This is a genomic window from Haemophilus haemolyticus (assembly GCF_003351405.1).
In the GTDB taxonomy this organism is placed as follows: domain Bacteria; phylum Pseudomonadota; class Gammaproteobacteria; order Enterobacterales; family Pasteurellaceae; genus Haemophilus; species Haemophilus haemolyticus_N.
Genome location: NZ_CP031240.1, coordinates 714,900 through 732,454 on the forward strand (window position 1 = coordinate 714,900; position 17,555 = coordinate 732,454).

The 17,555-nt window shown below is 38.6% G+C and carries 16 protein-coding genes and 1 tRNA gene; 8 read left to right on the forward strand and 9 right to left on the reverse strand.

What is annotated here, in order from left to right:
* Positions 1–15 precede the first annotated feature (15 nt).
* On the forward strand, positions 16–444 hold the full coding sequence (locus DV427_RS03560; RefSeq protein ID WP_005629232.1) for a F0F1 ATP synthase subunit epsilon: 429 nt from the start codon (positions 16–18) through the stop codon (positions 442–444).
* Between the two features lie 44 nt (positions 445–488).
* Here DV427_RS03560 and DV427_RS03565 read toward each other — a convergent pair whose 3' ends face one another.
* Genes DV427_RS03565 through selA form a run of 3 tightly spaced genes read right to left on the reverse strand, consistent with a single transcriptional unit; the run spans position 489 to position 4,612 of the window.
* Entirely contained in the window at positions 489–1,352 is an 864-nt protein-coding gene (locus tag DV427_RS03565) for a DUF3298 domain-containing protein (RefSeq protein ID WP_114891321.1), read from the reverse strand.
* A gap of 18 nt (positions 1,353–1,370) precedes the next feature.
* Positions 1,371–3,230, reverse strand: a complete 1,860-nt coding sequence (gene selB / locus DV427_RS03570) for a selenocysteine-specific translation elongation factor (RefSeq protein ID WP_114891322.1) — start codon at positions 3,228–3,230, stop codon at positions 1,371–1,373.
* Positions 3,227–4,612, reverse strand: coding sequence for an L-seryl-tRNA(Sec) selenium transferase (gene selA, locus DV427_RS03575; protein WP_114891323.1), 1,386 nt, complete (start codon positions 4,610–4,612; stop codon positions 3,227–3,229). The genes selB and selA overlap by 4 nt, the downstream gene beginning before the upstream one ends.
* Positions 4,613–4,682: 70 nt before the next feature.
* Between selA and DV427_RS03580 the strand changes: the two genes are divergently transcribed.
* Positions 4,683–4,777: transfer RNA gene (locus tag DV427_RS03580), tRNA-Sec, on the forward strand.
* A gap of 108 nt (positions 4,778–4,885) precedes the next feature.
* Here the strand turns inward: DV427_RS03580 and pepD are convergent.
* Positions 4,886–6,340, reverse strand: coding sequence for an aminoacyl-histidine dipeptidase (gene pepD / locus DV427_RS03585; RefSeq protein WP_114891324.1), 1,455 nt, complete (start codon positions 6,338–6,340; stop codon positions 4,886–4,888).
* A 106-nt stretch (positions 6,341–6,446) separates the two neighbouring features.
* Here pepD and gpt point away from each other — a divergent pair, with 106 nt between their 5' ends.
* Positions 6,447–6,914: a xanthine phosphoribosyltransferase gene (gene gpt, locus DV427_RS03590; RefSeq protein ID WP_046943032.1), complete on the forward strand. Its 468-nt coding sequence runs from the start codon at positions 6,447–6,449 to the stop codon at positions 6,912–6,914.
* Positions 6,915–6,990: 76 nt separating this feature from the next.
* On the opposite strand, the gene DV427_RS09590 is transcribed toward gpt, so the two are convergent.
* The 3 genes from DV427_RS09590 to glpT all read right to left on the reverse strand — a co-directional run bounded on the left by DV427_RS09590 (position 6,991) and on the right by glpT (position 9,897).
* Entirely contained in the window at positions 6,991–7,125 is a 135-nt protein-coding gene (locus tag DV427_RS09590; protein WP_275895597.1) for a hypothetical protein, read from the reverse strand.
* Positions 7,126–7,256: 131 nt separating this feature from the next.
* Positions 7,257–8,351, reverse strand: coding sequence for a glycerophosphodiester phosphodiesterase (gene glpQ / locus DV427_RS03595; RefSeq protein ID WP_005626929.1), 1,095 nt, complete (start codon positions 8,349–8,351; stop codon positions 7,257–7,259).
* 103 nt (positions 8,352–8,454) lie between these two features.
* Positions 8,455–9,897: a glycerol-3-phosphate transporter gene (glpT, locus tag DV427_RS03600; RefSeq protein WP_114891325.1), complete on the reverse strand. Its 1,443-nt coding sequence runs from the start codon at positions 9,895–9,897 to the stop codon at positions 8,455–8,457.
* Positions 9,898–10,190: 293 nt separating this feature from the next.
* Here glpT and glpA point away from each other — a divergent pair, with 293 nt between their 5' ends.
* Genes glpA through glpC form a run of 3 tightly spaced genes read left to right on the forward strand, consistent with a single transcriptional unit; the run spans position 10,191 to position 14,461 of the window.
* Positions 10,191–11,882, forward strand: a complete 1,692-nt coding sequence (gene glpA / locus DV427_RS03605) for an anaerobic glycerol-3-phosphate dehydrogenase subunit A (protein WP_114891326.1) — start codon at positions 10,191–10,193, stop codon at positions 11,880–11,882.
* Entirely contained in the window at positions 11,872–13,170 is a 1,299-nt protein-coding gene (glpB, locus tag DV427_RS03610) for a glycerol-3-phosphate dehydrogenase subunit GlpB (protein ID WP_114891327.1), read from the forward strand. The genes glpA and glpB overlap by 11 nt, the downstream gene beginning before the upstream one ends.
* Before the next feature lie 10 nt (positions 13,171–13,180).
* Positions 13,181–14,461 carry an anaerobic glycerol-3-phosphate dehydrogenase subunit GlpC gene (glpC, locus tag DV427_RS03615; protein ID WP_005632254.1) on the forward strand — a complete coding sequence of 427 codons (1,281 nt, stop codon included), beginning with the start codon at positions 13,181–13,183 and terminating at the stop codon, positions 14,459–14,461.
* A gap of 367 nt (positions 14,462–14,828) precedes the next feature.
* Here the strand turns inward: glpC and asnA are convergent, their stop codons facing one another.
* Positions 14,829–15,821 (reverse strand): aspartate--ammonia ligase, encoded by a 993-nt coding sequence (asnA, locus tag DV427_RS03620; RefSeq protein WP_005630541.1) that lies wholly within the window; start codon positions 15,819–15,821, stop codon positions 14,829–14,831.
* Between the two features lie 153 nt (positions 15,822–15,974).
* Here asnA and asnC point away from each other — a divergent pair, with 153 nt between their 5' ends.
* Positions 15,975–16,427, forward strand: coding sequence for a transcriptional regulator AsnC (asnC, locus tag DV427_RS03625; protein ID WP_005635654.1), 453 nt, complete (start codon positions 15,975–15,977; stop codon positions 16,425–16,427).
* 25 nt (positions 16,428–16,452) lie between these two features.
* Here the strand turns inward: asnC and hslR are convergent, their stop codons facing one another.
* On the reverse strand, positions 16,453–16,848 hold the full coding sequence (gene hslR, locus DV427_RS03630; protein ID WP_005626656.1) for a ribosome-associated heat shock protein Hsp15: 396 nt from the start codon (positions 16,846–16,848) through the stop codon (positions 16,453–16,455).
* A 70-nt stretch (positions 16,849–16,918) separates the two neighbouring features.
* On the opposite strand from hslR, the gene nudE reads away from it, so the two are divergent.
* Positions 16,919–17,476, forward strand: coding sequence for an ADP compounds hydrolase NudE (gene nudE / locus DV427_RS03635; protein ID WP_114891328.1), 558 nt, complete (start codon positions 16,919–16,921; stop codon positions 17,474–17,476).
* Positions 17,477–17,555 lie beyond the last annotated feature (79 nt).

Consider the following 17,555-nt stretch of genomic DNA (forward strand, 5'->3'; position numbering starts at 1 on the left):
TGAAGGAGAACAAAAATGGCGACATTTAATTTAACAATAGTAAGCGCAGAGCGAAAAATCTTTGAAGGTGAAGTAAAACAAATCCAAGCAACAGGTGTTGAGGGGGAACTAGGCATTCTCCCTGGACACACACCATTGCTAACCGCAATTAAGCCAGGGATTGTTAAATTTACCCTTCAAGATGGAAATGAAGAAGTTATCTATGTTTCCGGTGGTTTTTTAGAGGTTCAACCAAATATTGTTACGGTACTAGCAGATGTTGCTATCCGTGGTAGTGAATTAGATGCAGATCGTATTCGCGAAGCAAAACGTAAAGCTGAAGAGAACATTGTATCTCATGCATCAGATGTAGATCATGATTTACTGGTTGCGAAACTTTCTAAAGAGTTAGCAAAACTTCGAGCTTATGAATTGACTGAAAAACTCTTGAAAACAAGACGCTAATAAAAAAGTGCGGTGAATTTTCACCGCACTTTTTGTTTGTTTCCTTAAAGAAATTTTACATAGTTATTTCGCTTAAATTCTGCTTTAAATAATTCTTCTAGTTGCCCAAAATAGAGTAATAAGTCCTGCTCTCCTGCTGCGTAAGGGGCGATTTCATAGACATCATAAATAAAATGTACACCTCTAGAATCTAAGTAAATATTGTTCGATAAATTAAAACTATCGGCTTCAATAACAGGTTCATATTCCTTATTGCTATTATTATATTGTTCCCATAAAAGTGTTTTTACTTTCGGTAAATCTTTTTCATTAAATAAATCATTTAATGTCAAAATATGGCGTGTAGTTAGATCAATTGTGAAATAGCGATTACCTTCTATCCCATGAGCACCACCTTCATAGTCATAAAAACTAATAGCAAAAGTTGCAAGTTTTTCTTTTTGTGCAATAAAATCTGTCCACATGGAATGAGAAATACCAAAAGATGGTGTTTCTTTTACTTCTTTTTTGTCTTCCTCAAAAGCTGTTTGATAACGTGCTACAAATTGTTCGCGAGAAATATTTTTCGTTTCTTCGTTTTCAGTCAATTTTTTCCACAATAGATCATTAAGCCAATCAATATTGGTTTTTATTGTTGAAATTGAATACTCAATTTTGGTTTCTTCAGGCTGGTAATCTTCTTTTGATTTAGGATGTTTAATAATTTCAGATTGATTAAATATTTCATCATTTTCCACAAAAATTGCTGGGACTGTTTTTTCTATTTGTTCTTTTAATTTGGTATTTTCAGCGCTGAGCTGTGCTACTGTTTGATTTAGTTGTTTTATTTTTGCTTCAGTATCTTTATCTTGGCAGCCTGTGAGTAATATGACAGAACTAATTAATGCAGCAATGAGCGTTTTTTTCATACTCTTTTCCTTTTTAAATCATAAATCAAAAACATTCTTATCGCGTAGAATATGGTCATTGCCTTTGCGGCGCAAAAATCCCATTCGGTCGAAATATTCCATCAGTTGAACGGTAAGTTTTCGCCCGAAATTCAATTTATCACGTACTTCATTTACGGATACTTTACCTTGTTCTTCTGCTATTTGTTTGATGAGCCTTGCATAAGCATAGATGGTTTCAGTTAAGAAAAATCTATCTTTTACGATGGGTGTGAGATACCCTAGTTTGCCTGCTTTATACATAAAGTTACGCATTTGGGATTCATCCATAGCCAAGGCATTTGCCATATCTCGCACCCAAATTGCTTGACCTTGAATTTTTTCAAACTCATTTAATACATCTGTCCAACGTGATTTTTCTTCAGTATTAAACTGAATTTTGTGCTCTGGTAGATGAATCCAGCCACGCGTTTGTTGTAATCGTCCATCATCAAGCATTTCATCGATAAAATGATGTATCAGATTTTCTGGCTGATTCAATGTCGCCATCCGATATAATCTGGCTTTGCTTACACCAAGTTGATCATTATGTTGCTCGTGATAGGTATTAAGTGCGGTTAAAATTTGCTGTGTTTTTTCTTGTACGTAATTAGTATTAAAACACCAATCTTGATAACGTACGGCGTCCCGCTCGGCGAGTGCTTTATCTAATTGCAAGGAAGTCAGTTGTTCCGCCCACATTAATTGGCGTGCTGTTGTCGCATTATGTAGAAGGGTAAGGGCAATACGTTGCGAAGCATTCTCTGCCAATGCTAAATTCGCTAGGAAATTTAACCGCACTTCAGTTCGTTTATGACGTTTTGGCGAGTTTATTTCCAATACTCGTGCGCCAGCAATTAAGGTTTTTGTATCGCCACTGCGTAAAATAAGTTTGTCTCCAAAAGCCAAGAATAATGGTGAATCTAATATAATTTCAGCCAAAGTGCGGTCATTTTTTGCGGCATTTTTTCCTTGTAATAAGGTGAGTTTACCCGTAGTGCGACTCGCGCCGTGATAAATATGCACAGGTTGGCTTTCATTTAATGGTACTTCAGCCAAAATTTGTACACTGATGCGATCTGTTGGTGGGAGAGGTTCATCCTGTAATAACCAATCGCCTCGTTTCATTGGCGTGCGGTCTAAATCAGCATTTAAATTTAACGCTAAACGTTGCCCCGCAATACCTTGTTCGCTTGATGTATTTTGTGCGTGAATCGATTTTACACGAACTTTCTGTCCAGTGGAAAGGTAAAGTTCATCGTTTACTTTCACTGTTCCTGAAAAGGCTGTGCCCGTCACAACGGTACCCGCCCCTTTTACACTGAATACTCGATCTATTGCGTAACGGAAAGGTTTCTGGGTATCAGCTAATTCAGGTAGATTTGCTAAGTAATGACGCAATTCTCTGATGCCTTGCTCTGTTTCTGCTGAGGTAACGAAGTAGTTAGCATCGCGTAAAAAACTGTAATCTTGTTTAATAGTTTGGATTAACGATTCTATTTGTTCTGAATTTGTACGATCTGCTTTTGTGATGACAACAATAATTTCGTGGAATTGAAGCTGGCGTAATATCGCTAAATGTTCTTTTGTTTGCGCTGCAACGCCTTCATCCGCAGCGACAATTAACATTGCATAATGCACACCACCTAAACCCGCCAGCATATTTGACAAGAATTTTTCATGCCCCGGCACATCAATAAAGCCAAGTACTTTGTTTTCTAAAGGCAGATAGGCATACCCCAAATCAATGGTCATTCCGCGTTTTTTTTCTTCTGGTAAATGTGCGGTACTTGTGCCAGTTAATGCTTTTAATAATGCTGTTTTGCCGTGATCAACGTGACCTGAAGTAACAATAATCATAGTTCATCCAATGTATTTAATAATGTTTCAATATCCGCAAGGCTACGTAAGTCTAGCCAAATTTTTCCGTTTTCCATTCGCCCAATAATAGGTTGAGAAAGTTGTTTAAAACGAGCTGAAAGTGCGGAAAGTTTTACGTCTGTTTTTTCTGCAATCGTAACAGCTATGGAAGGGATTCTTTCCATCGGTTGTGAACCACTACCGATTTGTGCTTGGCTAGCTTCAATTTGAATCTCAAATTGTGAATTTAAGTGAGATTCTAACCGCTCTTTTAGACGCATAGCATTTATTTTGAGTTGTTCTAATGATTGTGTGAGTAAGCGCAAAGTTGGTAACTTTTCAGTTAATTTTTCAGGATTTAAATATAAACGTAAAGTGGCTTCTAAGCCTGCTAAAATGACTTTATCGCAACGTAATGCACGCTTGAGTGGATGGGCTTGTAATTGTTCGATCCATTCTTTTTTACCCACAATAATGCCAGCTTGCACACCACCAAGTAATTTATCGCCAGAGAAAGAGACCAAATCCACACCTTGTGCGACTTTTTCTTGCACGGTTGGTTCTTTTGGTAAGCCATATTGGCTTAAATCAACTAATGCGCCGCTACCTAAATCAGTTACTACGGGCACATTCATTTCTCGCCCCAGTTCGGTGAGTTCTTCTTCTGAAACTGAAGAGGTAAAACCACAAATTTGATAATTGCTGCTATGCACTTTCATTAAAAAAGCCGTATTTTCAGTGATAGCATTACGATAATCTTTCAGATGGGTACGATTAGTGGTGCCCACTTCCACTAAATGGCATCCAGCTTGTTCCATAATATCTGGAATACGAAATGCACCGCCGATTTCAATTAATTCGCCACGAGAAATAATTACTTCTTTACCTTGAGCAAAGGTTGCCAGCATTAACAATACCGCAGCGGCGTTGTTATTCACTATACAGGCTGCTTCAGCGCCAGTGAGTTTGCATAATAATTCACTGATGTAATTATCGCGATGACTACGCTTACCTTCATCTAAATCATATTCAAGCGAGACATTTTTCTGCATCGCAGAGAGCGCTGCCTGTTGTGCTGCTTCAGACCAAAGTGCCCGCCCAAGATTTGTATGCAACACCGTACCAGTCAGATTATGCACCACTTTGATTTGTACTTGGTTTTGTTTTTGTAGGCGAGAATGAATTTCTACAAAAGTGCGGTCAAAATTATAAAAATATTCAGGAAGTTGATTATTTTTTTGAATAAATTGACGAGCTTGTGTTAATAATTCTCGACATATTGCCACGACTGCAGTGTGACCAAATTCGGTAATGAGTTGTAATCCTTGAGGTGTTTTGAGAATTTTGTCAACGGAAGGAAGTTGTTGAAAAAGTGCGGTCATTTTTGAATCCGTTTAAAATAACGTTGAATTGCCGACTAATTTACGCTAAAGTAATTGCAATTTCAACCACGGAGGGGCGTCATCTCCGGTGAGGTGGCAGGATTTCAAATCCTGTTGAGGACGCCAGCGTTCTTGGGTGGGTTCGACTCCCATTCCCCTCCGCCAATTCTGTATATTTCTTCAATATTTCATTTTTATCATTTCTATTTTTTATAAAAATAAAAGCGGTCAAACCGTTTTTAATTTTGACCGCTCTTTTCGATTAAAACTAGATTACTTTGCAGGAATGTCCGCTAATACTCTTGTCAATAAATCCCAATAGGTTTGCACCGTTGCAATTTCCACTTTCTCATCTGGTGAGTGAGCATTTCGGATTGTTGGCCCGATAGAAATCATTTCTATGTGTGGATAATGTTCTTTTAGAAGACCACATTCTAATCCTGCGTGAATGACTTTCACTACAGGTTGCTCGCCTAGCACTTCAGCATAATGTTTGCGAGTAACGTCTAAGATAGTTGAGTCATTTACTGGTTGCCAGCCTGGATACGGCGCAGAAAACTCAACTTTTGCATTTGCTAAGATTGCAAGTGAGCTAAGCATTTCAGTTACGTAATATTTACCGCTTTCAATTAATGAACGAACTAAAATGGTGCTTTTTACAACATTACCTTCTGTTTTCAATACGCCAACGCTTAATGAACTTTCTACAACATTTTTAACTACATCACTATTGCGGATTACGCCGTTTGGCAATACGTTGAGTGCGTTAATTACTGTTTGAGTACTTTGTGCGGTGAATACGGCAGGGGCTTTTTCTGCTGATTCTACAAAAAGTGTGAAATTAGGTTCTGCAATTGCTAATTCTTCTTTAAGAACAACCGCTAGATTTTCTACCGCACTTTCTATGGCTTTTACATCACCATTAAAGGCTAATACGGCTACAGCTTCTCGAGGAATTGCATTACGAATTGAGCCACCACGAATTTCAGAGAGAGCAAAGTGCGGTTCATTTTGAGAGAGTTTTGCTAATACTCGTGCTAACACTTTGATTGCATTAGCACGCCCTGTATGGATATCGCCACCAGAGTGGCCGCCACGTAAACCTTTAAGGGTGATTTGTGCGCTGTGCTCAAACGTATTGGTTTCATATTGAACTGGAATTTCAAAGTTTGCGTTAATGCCACCCGCACAACCAATATAAATTTCGCCAATTTCTTCGGTATCTGTATTGATTAAAATCTCCGATTGTAACCAGTTATGACGCAAACCTTTTGCGCCATCCATCCCTGTTTCTTCAGTCATTGTTAAAAGCACTTCAAGAGGTGGATGAGCTAAATCATTGCTTTCTAGCACCGCTAACGTAGAGGCTAAACCGATACCATTATCAGATCCTAATGTTGTACCTCGCGCTTTCACCCATTCCCCGTCAATATAAGGTTGAATAGGATCTTTGGTAAAATCATGTGGGTTGCCTTCATTAGCCTGAGGCACCATATCTAGATGGGCTTGTAGAACAACAGGCGTGTGATTTTCCATTCCTTTCGTAGCGGGTTTACGAATGAGAACATTCCCCACTTCATCGCGTTCAACAAAAAAATTCTTTTCTTTCGCCCAATTTACAATAAAGTTAGCTAACGCATCTTCATGATGAGAAGGGTGAGGGATTGCACAGATTTGCTCGAACCATTTCCACAGTAATGCTGGTTTAAGTGTTGTAATTTCAGACATAGTCACTCCTTTTTACTGAAAAATTTCATGAAATAATAGCATAAAACGCCATTTCGGGTTATCCTTACGCAATTTTTATTTATCGATAAATTTCTAAGGTGTAATTATGAGCGAAAAATATGTGGTGACTTGGGATATGTTCCAAATGCATGCCCGCAAATTATCTGAACGTTTACTTCCAGCTTCTCAATGGAAAGGTATTATTGCGGTGAGCCGTGGTGGTTTATTTCCAGCAGCTGTTTTGGCTCGTGAGTTAGGTATTCGCCATATTGAGACTGTTTGTATCGCAAGTTATCACGATCATAACAATCAAGGTGAATTACAAGTTCTTCATGCCGCTCAGGTGCCAAATGGTGGTGAAGGATTTATCGTGGTAGATGATTTAGTTGATACCGGTAATACAGCGCGTGCGATTCGTCAAATGTACCCTAATGCAAAATTTGTGACTGTATTTGCAAAACCTGCAGGTGCGGAATTAGTGGATGATTACGTGATTGATATTCCACAAAATACTTGGATTGAGCAACCTTGGGATTTAGGTTTAACCTTTGTTCCACCTCTCTCTAGAAAATAATTTTTATACAGATACAGAATAAAATAGCGGTCAAAATAAAAGAAGTTTTGACCGCTATTTGTATGAGAATTATAAATTATTCTTCATCTTCTTTTGCCCATTCTAATGAGCGTTTAACTGCTTTTTTCCAGCCTTTGTAGCGACGTTCGCGTTTTTCATTATCACCATCAACACGGAGATATTGTAAGCGTTCACCAGAATCTGATTGCATAGCCTCTAAGACATCGCGGGTTAGAATACCTAGATTGATTATGATGTTACTCTGTTAGAGTAGACTTTTGGCTTCTACGATATAGAAACCTATTTAACCGTGGGTATGTTTACCCACGGTTGTGAGGGATATTATTTTTTCCCTTTTAAGAATTCCACGCCAGTATCTGGGAAATCAGTAAATACGCCTGTTGCACCTGATTTATTCAATAATGCATCGTACATTTGATTTACATCTGTGAAGAATTCTGGCAATGCGTCTTTACGCACTGTATATGGATGAAGTTCAACTTTGTATTGAGCAAGCTCTTTTACTAATGGTGTGTATACAATATTGCCTGGTTTAGATTGTTCTTTATCTACTAACATATACCAACCCGGACCAACACCATCAGCATATTTCACTACTTCTGCCATTGCACCTGGTTTAAACATCCAATCGTAATCGTAGTTTACCCATTTACCTTTCGCATCTTTTTCTTGCGTTTCTTTCCAATCCGTATAAGCCACTAATTGAACTAATTTCAAATCCATGCCCATTTTTGGAAGTAATTCTGTTTTGATACGTTTTAACTCATTAAAGTCGAAAGTTTGTAAGTAAACCATATCGGTTTTCTTATCATAGCCATATTTTTTCAATACTTTGAGCGTTTCAGCGGCAATATCTTTGCCATTTTGATGGTGGAACCAAGGTGCCTTGATCTCTGGATAAATCCCTACTTTTTTGCCAGTCGATTTTTCTAAGCCTTGGATAAATTCAATTTCATCTTCAAAGGTGTGAATTCTGAAGTGTGATTTCCAAAGTGGGAAACGACCAGGATAAACTTGTGCTTGTTTGCCATCTTTAGTTTCAAAGTTTTCTGTCATTTCTAAACTTTGAATTTCTTTTAAGGTAAAGTCGATGACATAGTAACGACCATCTTTACGGTGACGATGTGGGAATTTTTTCGCTACATCAGTCAAGCCATCTAAAAAGTGATCGTGAATAACCACTAAACGACCATCTTTAGTCATGGCTAAATCTTGCTCTAAATAATCAGCATGTTGTGCAAAGGCAAGAGCTTTAGATTCTAAAGTATGCTCTGGTAAATAACCGCTAGCACCACGGTGAGCAATAATGATTTTGTCTGATTTCATTTGGGTGTTTGCCATGCTTGATGAATGGCTGCTGCAACCGGCAAGTACGCCAGCTGCTAATAGAGAAAGCGCTAAAGTTTTAAGTTTCATAAGTATTTTCTCCTTAATAGTGCGGTAAATTTTTATGGTTTTTTTAGATTTTAGTTACAAAAAAGGCGGCTAAGCAATTTGCTCGCCGCCTTTTTTAAGCTAATTATTTAGTACCGTAAGTATCGCCTAATTTCGCTTTGTGTTTTCCTTCTTCAACCATTACGATTAAGAGTAATAACACCGCTAATACACCACCGCCGATCATTACGTAGAAACCACCGTCCCATCCGTAATGTTGAGCAGCCCAACCGATAACTGCAGATGCAGAAACTGTACCACCTAAGTAACCGAATAAACCGGTGAAACCTGCTGCAGTACCTGCTGCTTTTTTCGGTGCTAACTCAAGAGCGTGTAAACCGATTAACATTACAGGACCATAGATTAAGAAACCGATTAAAGTCATTAAAATGAAATCAGTTAATTGGTATGGGTTTTGATACCATGCGCTGTAGTTTGCTAATTCAGCTTCTGGTGTCGCAGGGTTCATCCAGTATGCAGCAACTGCAACTGTCGTTAAGATCATGAAGATGAAACCAGTTAAACCACGTTTACCTTTGAATACTTTATCTGATACCCAACCACATAATAATGTACCTGGAACCGCTGCTAATTCATAGATTGTATACGCCCATGCGGTACCTTTGATGTTGAAGTGTTTTACTTCGCTCAAATAAACCGGAGACCATTTTAATACACCGTAGCGGATTAAATATACGAACACGTTAGCAAGTGCGATGTACCATAACAATTTATTTTTTAATACATAAGTTACGAAGATTTCTTTTGTGCTTAAATCATTTTCGTAAGTTTTTTCGTTATAGTCATCAGGGTAGTCATTACGCCATTTTTCGATTGATGGTAACCCGCAAGATTGTGGAGTATCACGCATCACGAAGTAAACTGGAATTGCACAGATCATTGCTGCAATACCCGGATAGTAGAGGGATTGTTGCCAAATGTCTTTTGCTTGTGCTTCAATGCCGTGAGTGCTGAAGAATACGGCACTTGCTAATAACACCATTGCACCTGGCATCATACCACCGATATTGTGCGCAGTATTCCAAATTGACACGATTGTACCGCGTTCAGATTTAGACCACCAGTGCACCATAGTACGACCACATGGAGGCCATCCCATACCTTGGAACCAACCATTTAAGAAGATCATCGCCCACATGATAGCGATGCCAGAGGTTGCCCATGGGAATAGACCCATTAAGGTCATACATAAACCAGATAGTAATAAACCAAATGGTAGGAATACACGTGGGTTAGAACGGTCAGACATACCAGCCATTACGAATTTTGATAAACCGTAAGCAAGGCCAGCTGCAGAACCGATTACACCAAGCTCAGCTTTTGTATAAAGACCAGCTTGAATTAAACCAGGTTGTGCTAAGTCAAAGTTTGCACGCACGAAATAGTATGCGGCATAACCAAAGAAGATCCCTGCGAATACTTGCCAACGTAAGCGTCTATACGTGGAATCAATTTTTTCCGCTGGAAGTTCCGCAATATGCGGAGCGGGTTTGAATGGTCCAAACATAATTTTTTTCTCCAACTTTTAATTATGTGTAAGTTTTATTCACCCTTTATTAGACAGTAAGGGATGGGCGCATGATAAAAGAAAATAAAAAATAAGGAAGTAAAAAAAGTAAAAAATGTGAAGTGTTTCACAAAATTTTTACACTATTTGAGCGAATGCGAAAATTATTGTGATCGGTATCACAAAATTGTTTTCTTTTGCGCTCAAAATGTTGTTAATTTGGCCGCACTTCTCTACAATGCCTGTGATTTTTATATTACTTTTTTGTTAAATTTTGGGAATTGGGGGTAAACATGGGATTATCGCCTAGCATGTACAAAGATGTTGGAGATTTTTCGCCACTCAGTACTGATGTCATTATTATCGGTGGTGGCGCAACGGGTGCTGGTATTGCGCGTGACTGTGCACTTCGTGGCATTGATTGTATTTTATTGGAACGTAGAGATATCGCAACGGGGGCGACAGGACGTAACCACGGATTATTACACAGTGGTGCACGTTATGCCGTGAACGACCAAGAATCTGCTGAAGAATGTATTAAAGAAAACCGCATTTTGCGCAAAATTGCGCGTCATTGCGTAGATGAAACGGAAGGCTTATTTATCACGTTGCCTGAAGATTCTCTCGACTATCAAAAAACCTTCCTTGAGAGTTGTGCAAAATCTGGAATTGATGCGCAAGCCATTGATCCTGATTTAGCTAAAATTATGGAGCCTTCTGTAAATCCAGATTTAGTGGGTGCTGTTGTCGTGCCAGATGGTTCTATTGACCCATTCCGTTTAACCGCCTCTAATATGATGGATGCGACAGAAAACGGCGCAAAAATGTTCACTTATTGCGAAGTAAAAAATTTGATTCGTGAAGGTGGAAAAGTGATTGGTGTGAATGTGTACGATCATAAAAATCGTAGAGAACGCCAATTTTTTGCACCACTTGTTGTGAATGCGGGTGGTATTTGGGGACAAGGGATTGCGGAATATGCTGATCTCAAAATCAAGATGTTCCCCGCGAAAGGTGCATTGCTCGTAATGGGCCATCGCATTAATAAACTTGTAATTAACCGCTGTCGTAAGCCAGCTGATGCGGATATTCTAGTTCCAGGCGATACAATTTGTGTTATTGGTACAACGTCAAGTCGTGTTCCTTATGATCAAATTGATAATATGCAAGTGACGCCAGAAGAAGTAGATATTCTTTTCCGTGAAGGTGAAAAACTTGCACCGAGCTTGCGTCATACTCGCGTATTACGTGCTTATGCTGGGGTGCGTCCATTAGTTGCAAGTGATGATGATCCGTCAGGTCGTAATGTGAGCCGTGGTATCGTTTTACTTGACCACGCAGAACGTGATGGCTTAGATGGCTTTATTACTATCACTGGCGGTAAGTTAATGACTTATCGTTTAATGGCTGAATGGGCGACCGACCTTGTTTGTAAAAAACTCAATAAAACGGCACGTTGTGTAACAGCGGAGCAACCTCTACCTGGCTCTACAGAAAGTCGTCAAGAGACCAATCAAAAAGTCATTTCATTACCAAGTACTATTCGTTATTCTGCTGTGTATCGTCATGGTTCACGAGCTACTCGTTTGCTTGAAAAAGAACGTTTAGATCGTTCAATGGTGTGCGAATGTGAAGCAGTGACTGCAGGTGAAGTTCGCTACGCGATTGATGAATTAGGTGTAAATAATATTGTGGATTTACGCCGTCGTACTCGTGTTGGTATGGGGACTTGCCAAGCTGAACTGTGTGCATGTCGTGCGGCAGGCTTAATGAACCGTTTTGAGGTGGCAACACCAACTCAATCAACCACTCAACTTTCTTCATTTATGGAAGAACGCTGGCGTGGTATTGAGCCGATTGCTTGGGGTGAAGCGATTCGCGAAGCCGAATTTACATCTTGGATGTATGGTAGCGTATTAGGTTTAAATGATGTGAAACCGCTTGATGAACAAGCACAACAAGGGACGGATAGCAATGAATTTTGATGTAGCCATTATTGGCGGTGGTTTGGCGGGTTTAACCTGTGGCATCGCCCTTCAACAACGCGGCAAACGTTGCGTGATTATCAACAACGGTCAAGCAGCCATTGATTTTGCATCTGGCTCTTTAGATTTATTAAGCCGTATGCCATCAACTTCAAATGGAGAAGGTCGCGCGGTAGAAAATTTAAAAGAAAATATCACCGCACTTCGCAATGAATTACCAGCCCATCCTTATAGTTTATTGGGTGCAGAGAAAGTGCTTGCTAAAGCACAAGATTTTGAACGTTTAGCCAATGAATTAAATCTTGATTTAATTGGTTCTACGGAAAAGAACCATTGGCGTGTAACAGGCTTAGGCAGTTTACGTGGTGCGTGGCTTTCACCAAATAGTGTGCCAACTGTACAAGGCAATGAACGTTTTCCGCATAAACGTATTGCGGTGCTTGGTATCGAAGGTTATCACGATTTTCAACCTGAACTTTTGGCGGCGAATTTGGTGTTAAACCCACAATTTGAGCATTGTGAAGTGACTAGTGGTTTCTTAAATATTCCACAATTAGACGAGCTTCGCAAAAATGCTCGTGAGTTCCGTAGTGTAAATATCTCTCAACTTCTCGAGCACAAACTTGCGTTCAATGATCTTGTTAAAGAAATTATTGAATCAGCCCAAGGTGCAGATGCCGTATTTTTACCGGCTTGTTTTGGTTTAGAAAACCAAGAATTTATGACCGCACTTCGTGATACAACTAAACTCGCATTATTTGAATTACCAACATTGCCACCATCATTACTCGGTATGCGTCAACGTATTCAATTACGCCGTAAATTTGAATCCCTTGGTGGTTTAATGATTAACGGTGATAGTGCATTGAGCGCAACATTTGAAGGAAATCAAGTACGTTGCATCAACACTCGCTTGCTCGAAGATGAAGAAATTACCGCAGATAATTTTGTACTGGCTTCAGGAAGTTTCTTCAGTAAAGGACTCATTTCTGAATTCGATAAAATTTATGAGCCAGTTTTTGAATCCGATATTATCGGTGTTGAAGGGTTTAACGATAAAGATCGTTTCACTTGGACTGCTCATCGTTTTGCTCATCCACAACCTTATCAATCTGCTGGTGTGGCAATTAATGCTCAATGCCAAGTGCAAAAGAGCGGTCAATATTTAACGAATTTATATGCCGTCGGTAATGTAATTGGTGGGTTTAATGCCCTTGAGCTTGGTTGTGGTTCGGGTGTAGCTGTTGTAACTGCCTTGGCGGTTGCTGATGAAATCTTGGCGAAATAGGGGGAATAATATGGATAATAATATTCAACGACTCATTGATAGTGCAAAACAATCCCTTAATTCACCTGAAAGCCATAAATATATCGACGAAAGTTTTGAAAGCTGTATTAAATGTACGGCTTGTACTGCTGTTTGTCCGGTTTCACGCAACAATCCGCTTTACCCTGGCCCAAAACAATCTGGCCCAGATGGTGAGCGTTTACGCTTAAAATCAGCAGAACTTTACGATGAAGCACTTAAATATTGTACCAACTGTAAACGTTGTGAAGTCGCTTGTCCGTCAGATGTGAAAATCGGTGATTTAATTGTGCGTGCGCGTAATAATCACTTAGCTCAATCTAAAAAACCGTTAATGAATAAATTGCGTGATGCGATTTTAAGTAACACGGATGTAATGGGGAAAATCAATACGCCATTAGCGCCGATTGTAAACACCATCACAAGCCTAAAAGCGACCAAATTTATGTTGGAAAAAACGCTTAAAATCAGTAAAGAACGTACTTTACCTAAATATGCGTTTGGCACGTTCCGTAGCTGGTATATGAAAAATGCGTTACAAGACCAACAAAAATTTGAGCGTAAAGTCGCATATTATCATGGTTGCTATGTGAACTATAATAATCCACAGCTTGGTAAAGAATTCCTTAAAGTTTTCAATGCGATGAACATTGGGGTGATGTTATTAGAAAAAGAAAAATGTTGTGGTTTACCATTAATGGTAAACGGTTTTCCAGAGCGTGCACGTAATATCGCACAGTTCAATACCGATTACATTGGAAAAATGGTAGATGAAAATGGACTAGATGTGATCAGTGAAGCATCAAGTTGTTCACTCAATCTGCGTGATGAATACCATCATATTTTAGGTATCGACAATGCTAAAGTCCGTCCGCATATTCATATGGTGACGCCATTTCTATACCAACTGTTCAAAGAAGGTAAAACATTACCGTTGAAACCACTCAAACTTCGCGTGGCTTATCACACTGCTTGTCACGTAGATAAGGCGGGCTGGGCACCTTATACCTTGGAAGTGTTGAAAAAAATTCCTGGTTTAGAAATTATTATGTTACCTAGCCAATGCTGTGGTATTGCTGGGACTTACGGTTTTAAATCAGAAAACTATGAGGTTTCACAATCTATTGGTAAAAACCTATTCGATAATATTAACGAAGGTGGGTTTGATTATGTCATATCTGAATGCCAAACCTGTAAATGGCAAATTGATATGTCATCCAATGTGACCTGTATTCACCCATTAACCTTACTCTGTATGTCGATGGATGCTTAACAATAAGAAAAATGCACTTTAATTACAAAGTGCATTTTTTGTTTTTATAAGCAAAAAAAGTGCGGTAAATTTTATTTGTATCCAAAAAGCTAGACTAAACAAATCAATCATTGAGGTGAAGATTTTATTATGGGTAAACATTACACAATCAAATTTAAAATAGGGTCTCCAACCAATTCTGAATAGGAAAATGAGTATCAGAGATACTGCTAGTTTTTATAATAAATAAGAATAATGGAATTAGACCAAGACTAGCGTATCAAATGGCAACTTATCGATGAATTTAATTGAAATTAAAAGGACTGAATTCGACACAATATCGTCATCAGTCCTTAATTAAAGAGTCTAGGTTTTGGGGCAAATCAATTTACAGAATATTTGAAAATTCCTCTAACATTTCTTTTGGCCATACGCTTGATTGCACTTCACCGATATGTTTTTTACGAAGTAAAAGCATTGCTAGGCGAGATTGACCGATACCGCCGCCAATAGTTAATGGTAATTTTCCGTTTAATAAATCTTGGTGCCAATCCATTTTTAAACGGTCTTCATCACCCGTGAGGCCAACTTGTAAGCGTAATGCACTTTCATCTACGCGGATACCCATTGAGGAAAGTTCAAAGGCTTTACCTAATTGGTCGTTCCATACCAAAATATCACCGTTTAAACCTTTATAGCCATTTTCAGATTCAGTTGTCCAGTCATCATAGTCTGGTGCACGGCCATCATGAGGTTTGCCATCTGAAAGTTTGCCGCCAATCCCAATTAAGAATACTGCGCCGTATTCTTTACAAATTGCGTTTTCACGTTCTTTACTGCTTAAATCTGGATAGCGTTTTACTAAATCTTCGCTGTGCACAAAGGTAATGTGTTTTGGAAGAATTGAAGGGATATCAAAGCGTGCTTCTACGGCTAATTCCGTTAAACGAATAGCACGATAAATAGAATTTACTGTTTCTTTTAAGTATGCAAAATTACGACGACCTTCAGGAATCACTTTTTCCCAGTCCCATTGATCTACATAAACAGAGTGCGTTGGATCAAGAGAATCTTCATCTGGTCGTAATGCTTTCATGTGAACAAACAAGCCTTCGCCTTCTTTAAAGTTGAAACGAGCAAGGGTGTGGCGTTTCCATTTTGCAAGAGAATGTACAACTTCAAATACCGCATTTGGAATACATTTCACATTAACCTGAACGGCTTTTTCAATGCCAGATAAGTTATCTTGCATTCCGTTACCCACTTGGCTCAAGATAGGGCCTTGTACTTCAATAATGCCAAGTTGTTCAATAAGATTTTGGGTGAAGGTGTTCTTCACAAAACTGATTTCTTGTTGTTGTAAAATAAATGTCTTTTTCATTTTGATAACCCTTTTTAACAATAGGTGATGTTTTTATGTATTATTTAATAAATATTACGTTTGTTTCAAGTATTTTGTTTGCTTTCTTTTTTAAATTGAATATTATCTAAATCAGAAAAGAAAAATTGAATAAAATCTAAAGGAGGCTATTTTATGCACAATATTGACAGTTTAGATCAGCAAATCTTACGTGTACTAACTAAAGATGCGAGAACACCATACGCAGAAATGGCAAAAAACTTTGGTGTCAGCCCGGGAACGATTCATGTGCGAGTAGAAAAAATGCGTCAATCGGGCATTATTGAAGGCACGAAGGTGATCATTGATGAGCGTAAATTAGGTTATGACGTATGCTGTTTTATCGGCATTATTCTAAAAAGCGCAAAAGATTATGAGAAAGTGATCAAAAAGTTAGAAAGTTTTGATGAAGTAGTGGAAGCCTATTATACAACGGGCAATTACTCAATTTTCTTAAAAGTGATGACACACACAATCGCAGAATTACATTCTGTTTTGGCGACCAAGATTCAGTTAATAGATGAAATTCAATCCACTGAAACCTTGATTTCAATGCAAAATCCAATTTTGCGAGATATTAAACCTTAAGAACATAGAAAGTGCGGTGAAATTTTTATTCAAATTTATCTTGGTGTTTAAATTTCAATAAATCTCTCCGCTCTTTTTTGTTTGGTCGACGATCAGGATGGGGCATTGAAAGGGAGTTATTTTTTCTTGCCCACGCGATTTCTTCTCTTTTTTTCACGCTATTTTCGGTTTCTTGATAGAGTAATTGTGCTTCTGGTGCACCTCGGCGTTGATCACTTAAGGCGATAATTTTTATTTCTTTTTCTTCGTTTCCTTGGCGAAGTTTTAACATTGCGCCCACTTCCACAATTTTACTTACCTTCGCGCGTTGGTTGTTGTAATGCACTTTACCACTTTCAATCATGGCTTTGGCAATGCTCCGTGTTTTGTAAAATCGTGCAGCCCACAACCATTTATCTAATCTGACTTCTTTTTCTTCCATTTGTGAATTTCTCTTTTGCTATTTTGTGGTACAGTTTGTCCCAATCCTATCACAAAATAAAGGAAAACTTATGTTATCTGATTCATCCAAAAAATCACCTAAAATTCTTACCACACAAGTCGTTGCTAAGTCTCGTTTATTTGAAATTCAGTCTGTTGATTTAGCGTTTTCTAATGGAGAATTACGTACTTATGAGCGTTTCAAACCTGGTAATCAACAGGCTGTTATGATGGTTCCTATTGATGGAGATGATCTGTTATTGATTCGTGAGTATTCAGTTGGCACAGAACGTTATGAATTGGGATTTCCTAAAGGCGGTGTAGATAAAGATGAAGAACCGAAAGATGCAGCAAATCGTGAATTAAAGGAAGAGTTGGGGCTGGGGGCCAATAAAATTGATTTCTTGCGTACGGTGATTACCAATCCAAGTTATATGCGTAGCGTTATTCATATTTTTGTTGCTCAGGATTTTTATCCTTGCCAGTTAGAAGGTGATGAGCCCGAACCATTAGAAATTGTTCGCTTTCCATTGTCAAAAATCGATGAATTACTTGCAGAGCCCAATTTCAATGAAGCTAGAAATTTAACCGCACTTTATTCCTTGAAAGATTATTTAAGCCAAAAATAATTGACTTAATTTAATTATTGTTCTCTTATTTTCCTCTTTTGAAGGGCAAAATTATGGCTAACCAGATGAACACAACCCT

Bases quoted from the DNA above. Each gene is read 5' to 3' on its own strand.
- DV427_RS03560 (WP_005629232.1), top strand. From the start codon at position 16: ATGGCGACATTTAATTTAACAATAGTAAGCGCAGAGCGAAAAATCTTT.
- DV427_RS03565 (WP_114891321.1), bottom strand. From the start codon at position 1,352: ATGAAAAAAACGCTCATTGCTGCATTAATTAGTTCTGTCATATTACTC.
- selB (WP_114891322.1), bottom strand. From the start codon at position 3,230: ATGATTATTGTTACTTCAGGTCACGTTGATCACGGCAAAACAGCATTA.
- selA (WP_114891323.1), bottom strand. From the start codon at position 4,612: ATGACCGCACTTTTTCAACAACTTCCTTCCGTTGACAAAATTCTCAAA.
- pepD (WP_114891324.1), bottom strand. From the start codon at position 6,340: ATGTCTGAAATTACAACACTTAAACCAGCATTACTGTGGAAATGGTTC.
- gpt (WP_046943032.1), top strand. From the start codon at position 6,447: ATGAGCGAAAAATATGTGGTGACTTGGGATATGTTCCAAATGCATGCC.
- DV427_RS09590 (WP_275895597.1), bottom strand. From the start codon at position 7,125: ATGCAATCAGATTCTGGTGAACGCTTACAATATCTCCGTGTTGATGGT.
- glpQ (WP_005626929.1), bottom strand. From the start codon at position 8,351: ATGAAACTTAAAACTTTAGCGCTTTCTCTATTAGCAGCTGGCGTACTT.
- glpT (WP_114891325.1), bottom strand. From the start codon at position 9,897: ATGTTTGGACCATTCAAACCCGCTCCGCATATTGCGGAACTTCCAGCG.
- glpA (WP_114891326.1), top strand. From the start codon at position 10,191: ATGGGATTATCGCCTAGCATGTACAAAGATGTTGGAGATTTTTCGCCA.
- glpB (WP_114891327.1), top strand. From the start codon at position 11,872: ATGAATTTTGATGTAGCCATTATTGGCGGTGGTTTGGCGGGTTTAACC.
- glpC (WP_005632254.1), top strand. From the start codon at position 13,181: ATGGATAATAATATTCAACGACTCATTGATAGTGCAAAACAATCCCTT.
- asnA (WP_005630541.1), bottom strand. From the start codon at position 15,821: ATGAAAAAGACATTTATTTTACAACAACAAGAAATCAGTTTTGTGAAG.
- asnC (WP_005635654.1), top strand. From the start codon at position 15,975: ATGCACAATATTGACAGTTTAGATCAGCAAATCTTACGTGTACTAACT.
- hslR (WP_005626656.1), bottom strand. From the start codon at position 16,848: ATGGAAGAAAAAGAAGTCAGATTAGATAAATGGTTGTGGGCTGCACGA.
- nudE (WP_114891328.1), top strand. From the start codon at position 16,919: ATGTTATCTGATTCATCCAAAAAATCACCTAAAATTCTTACCACACAA.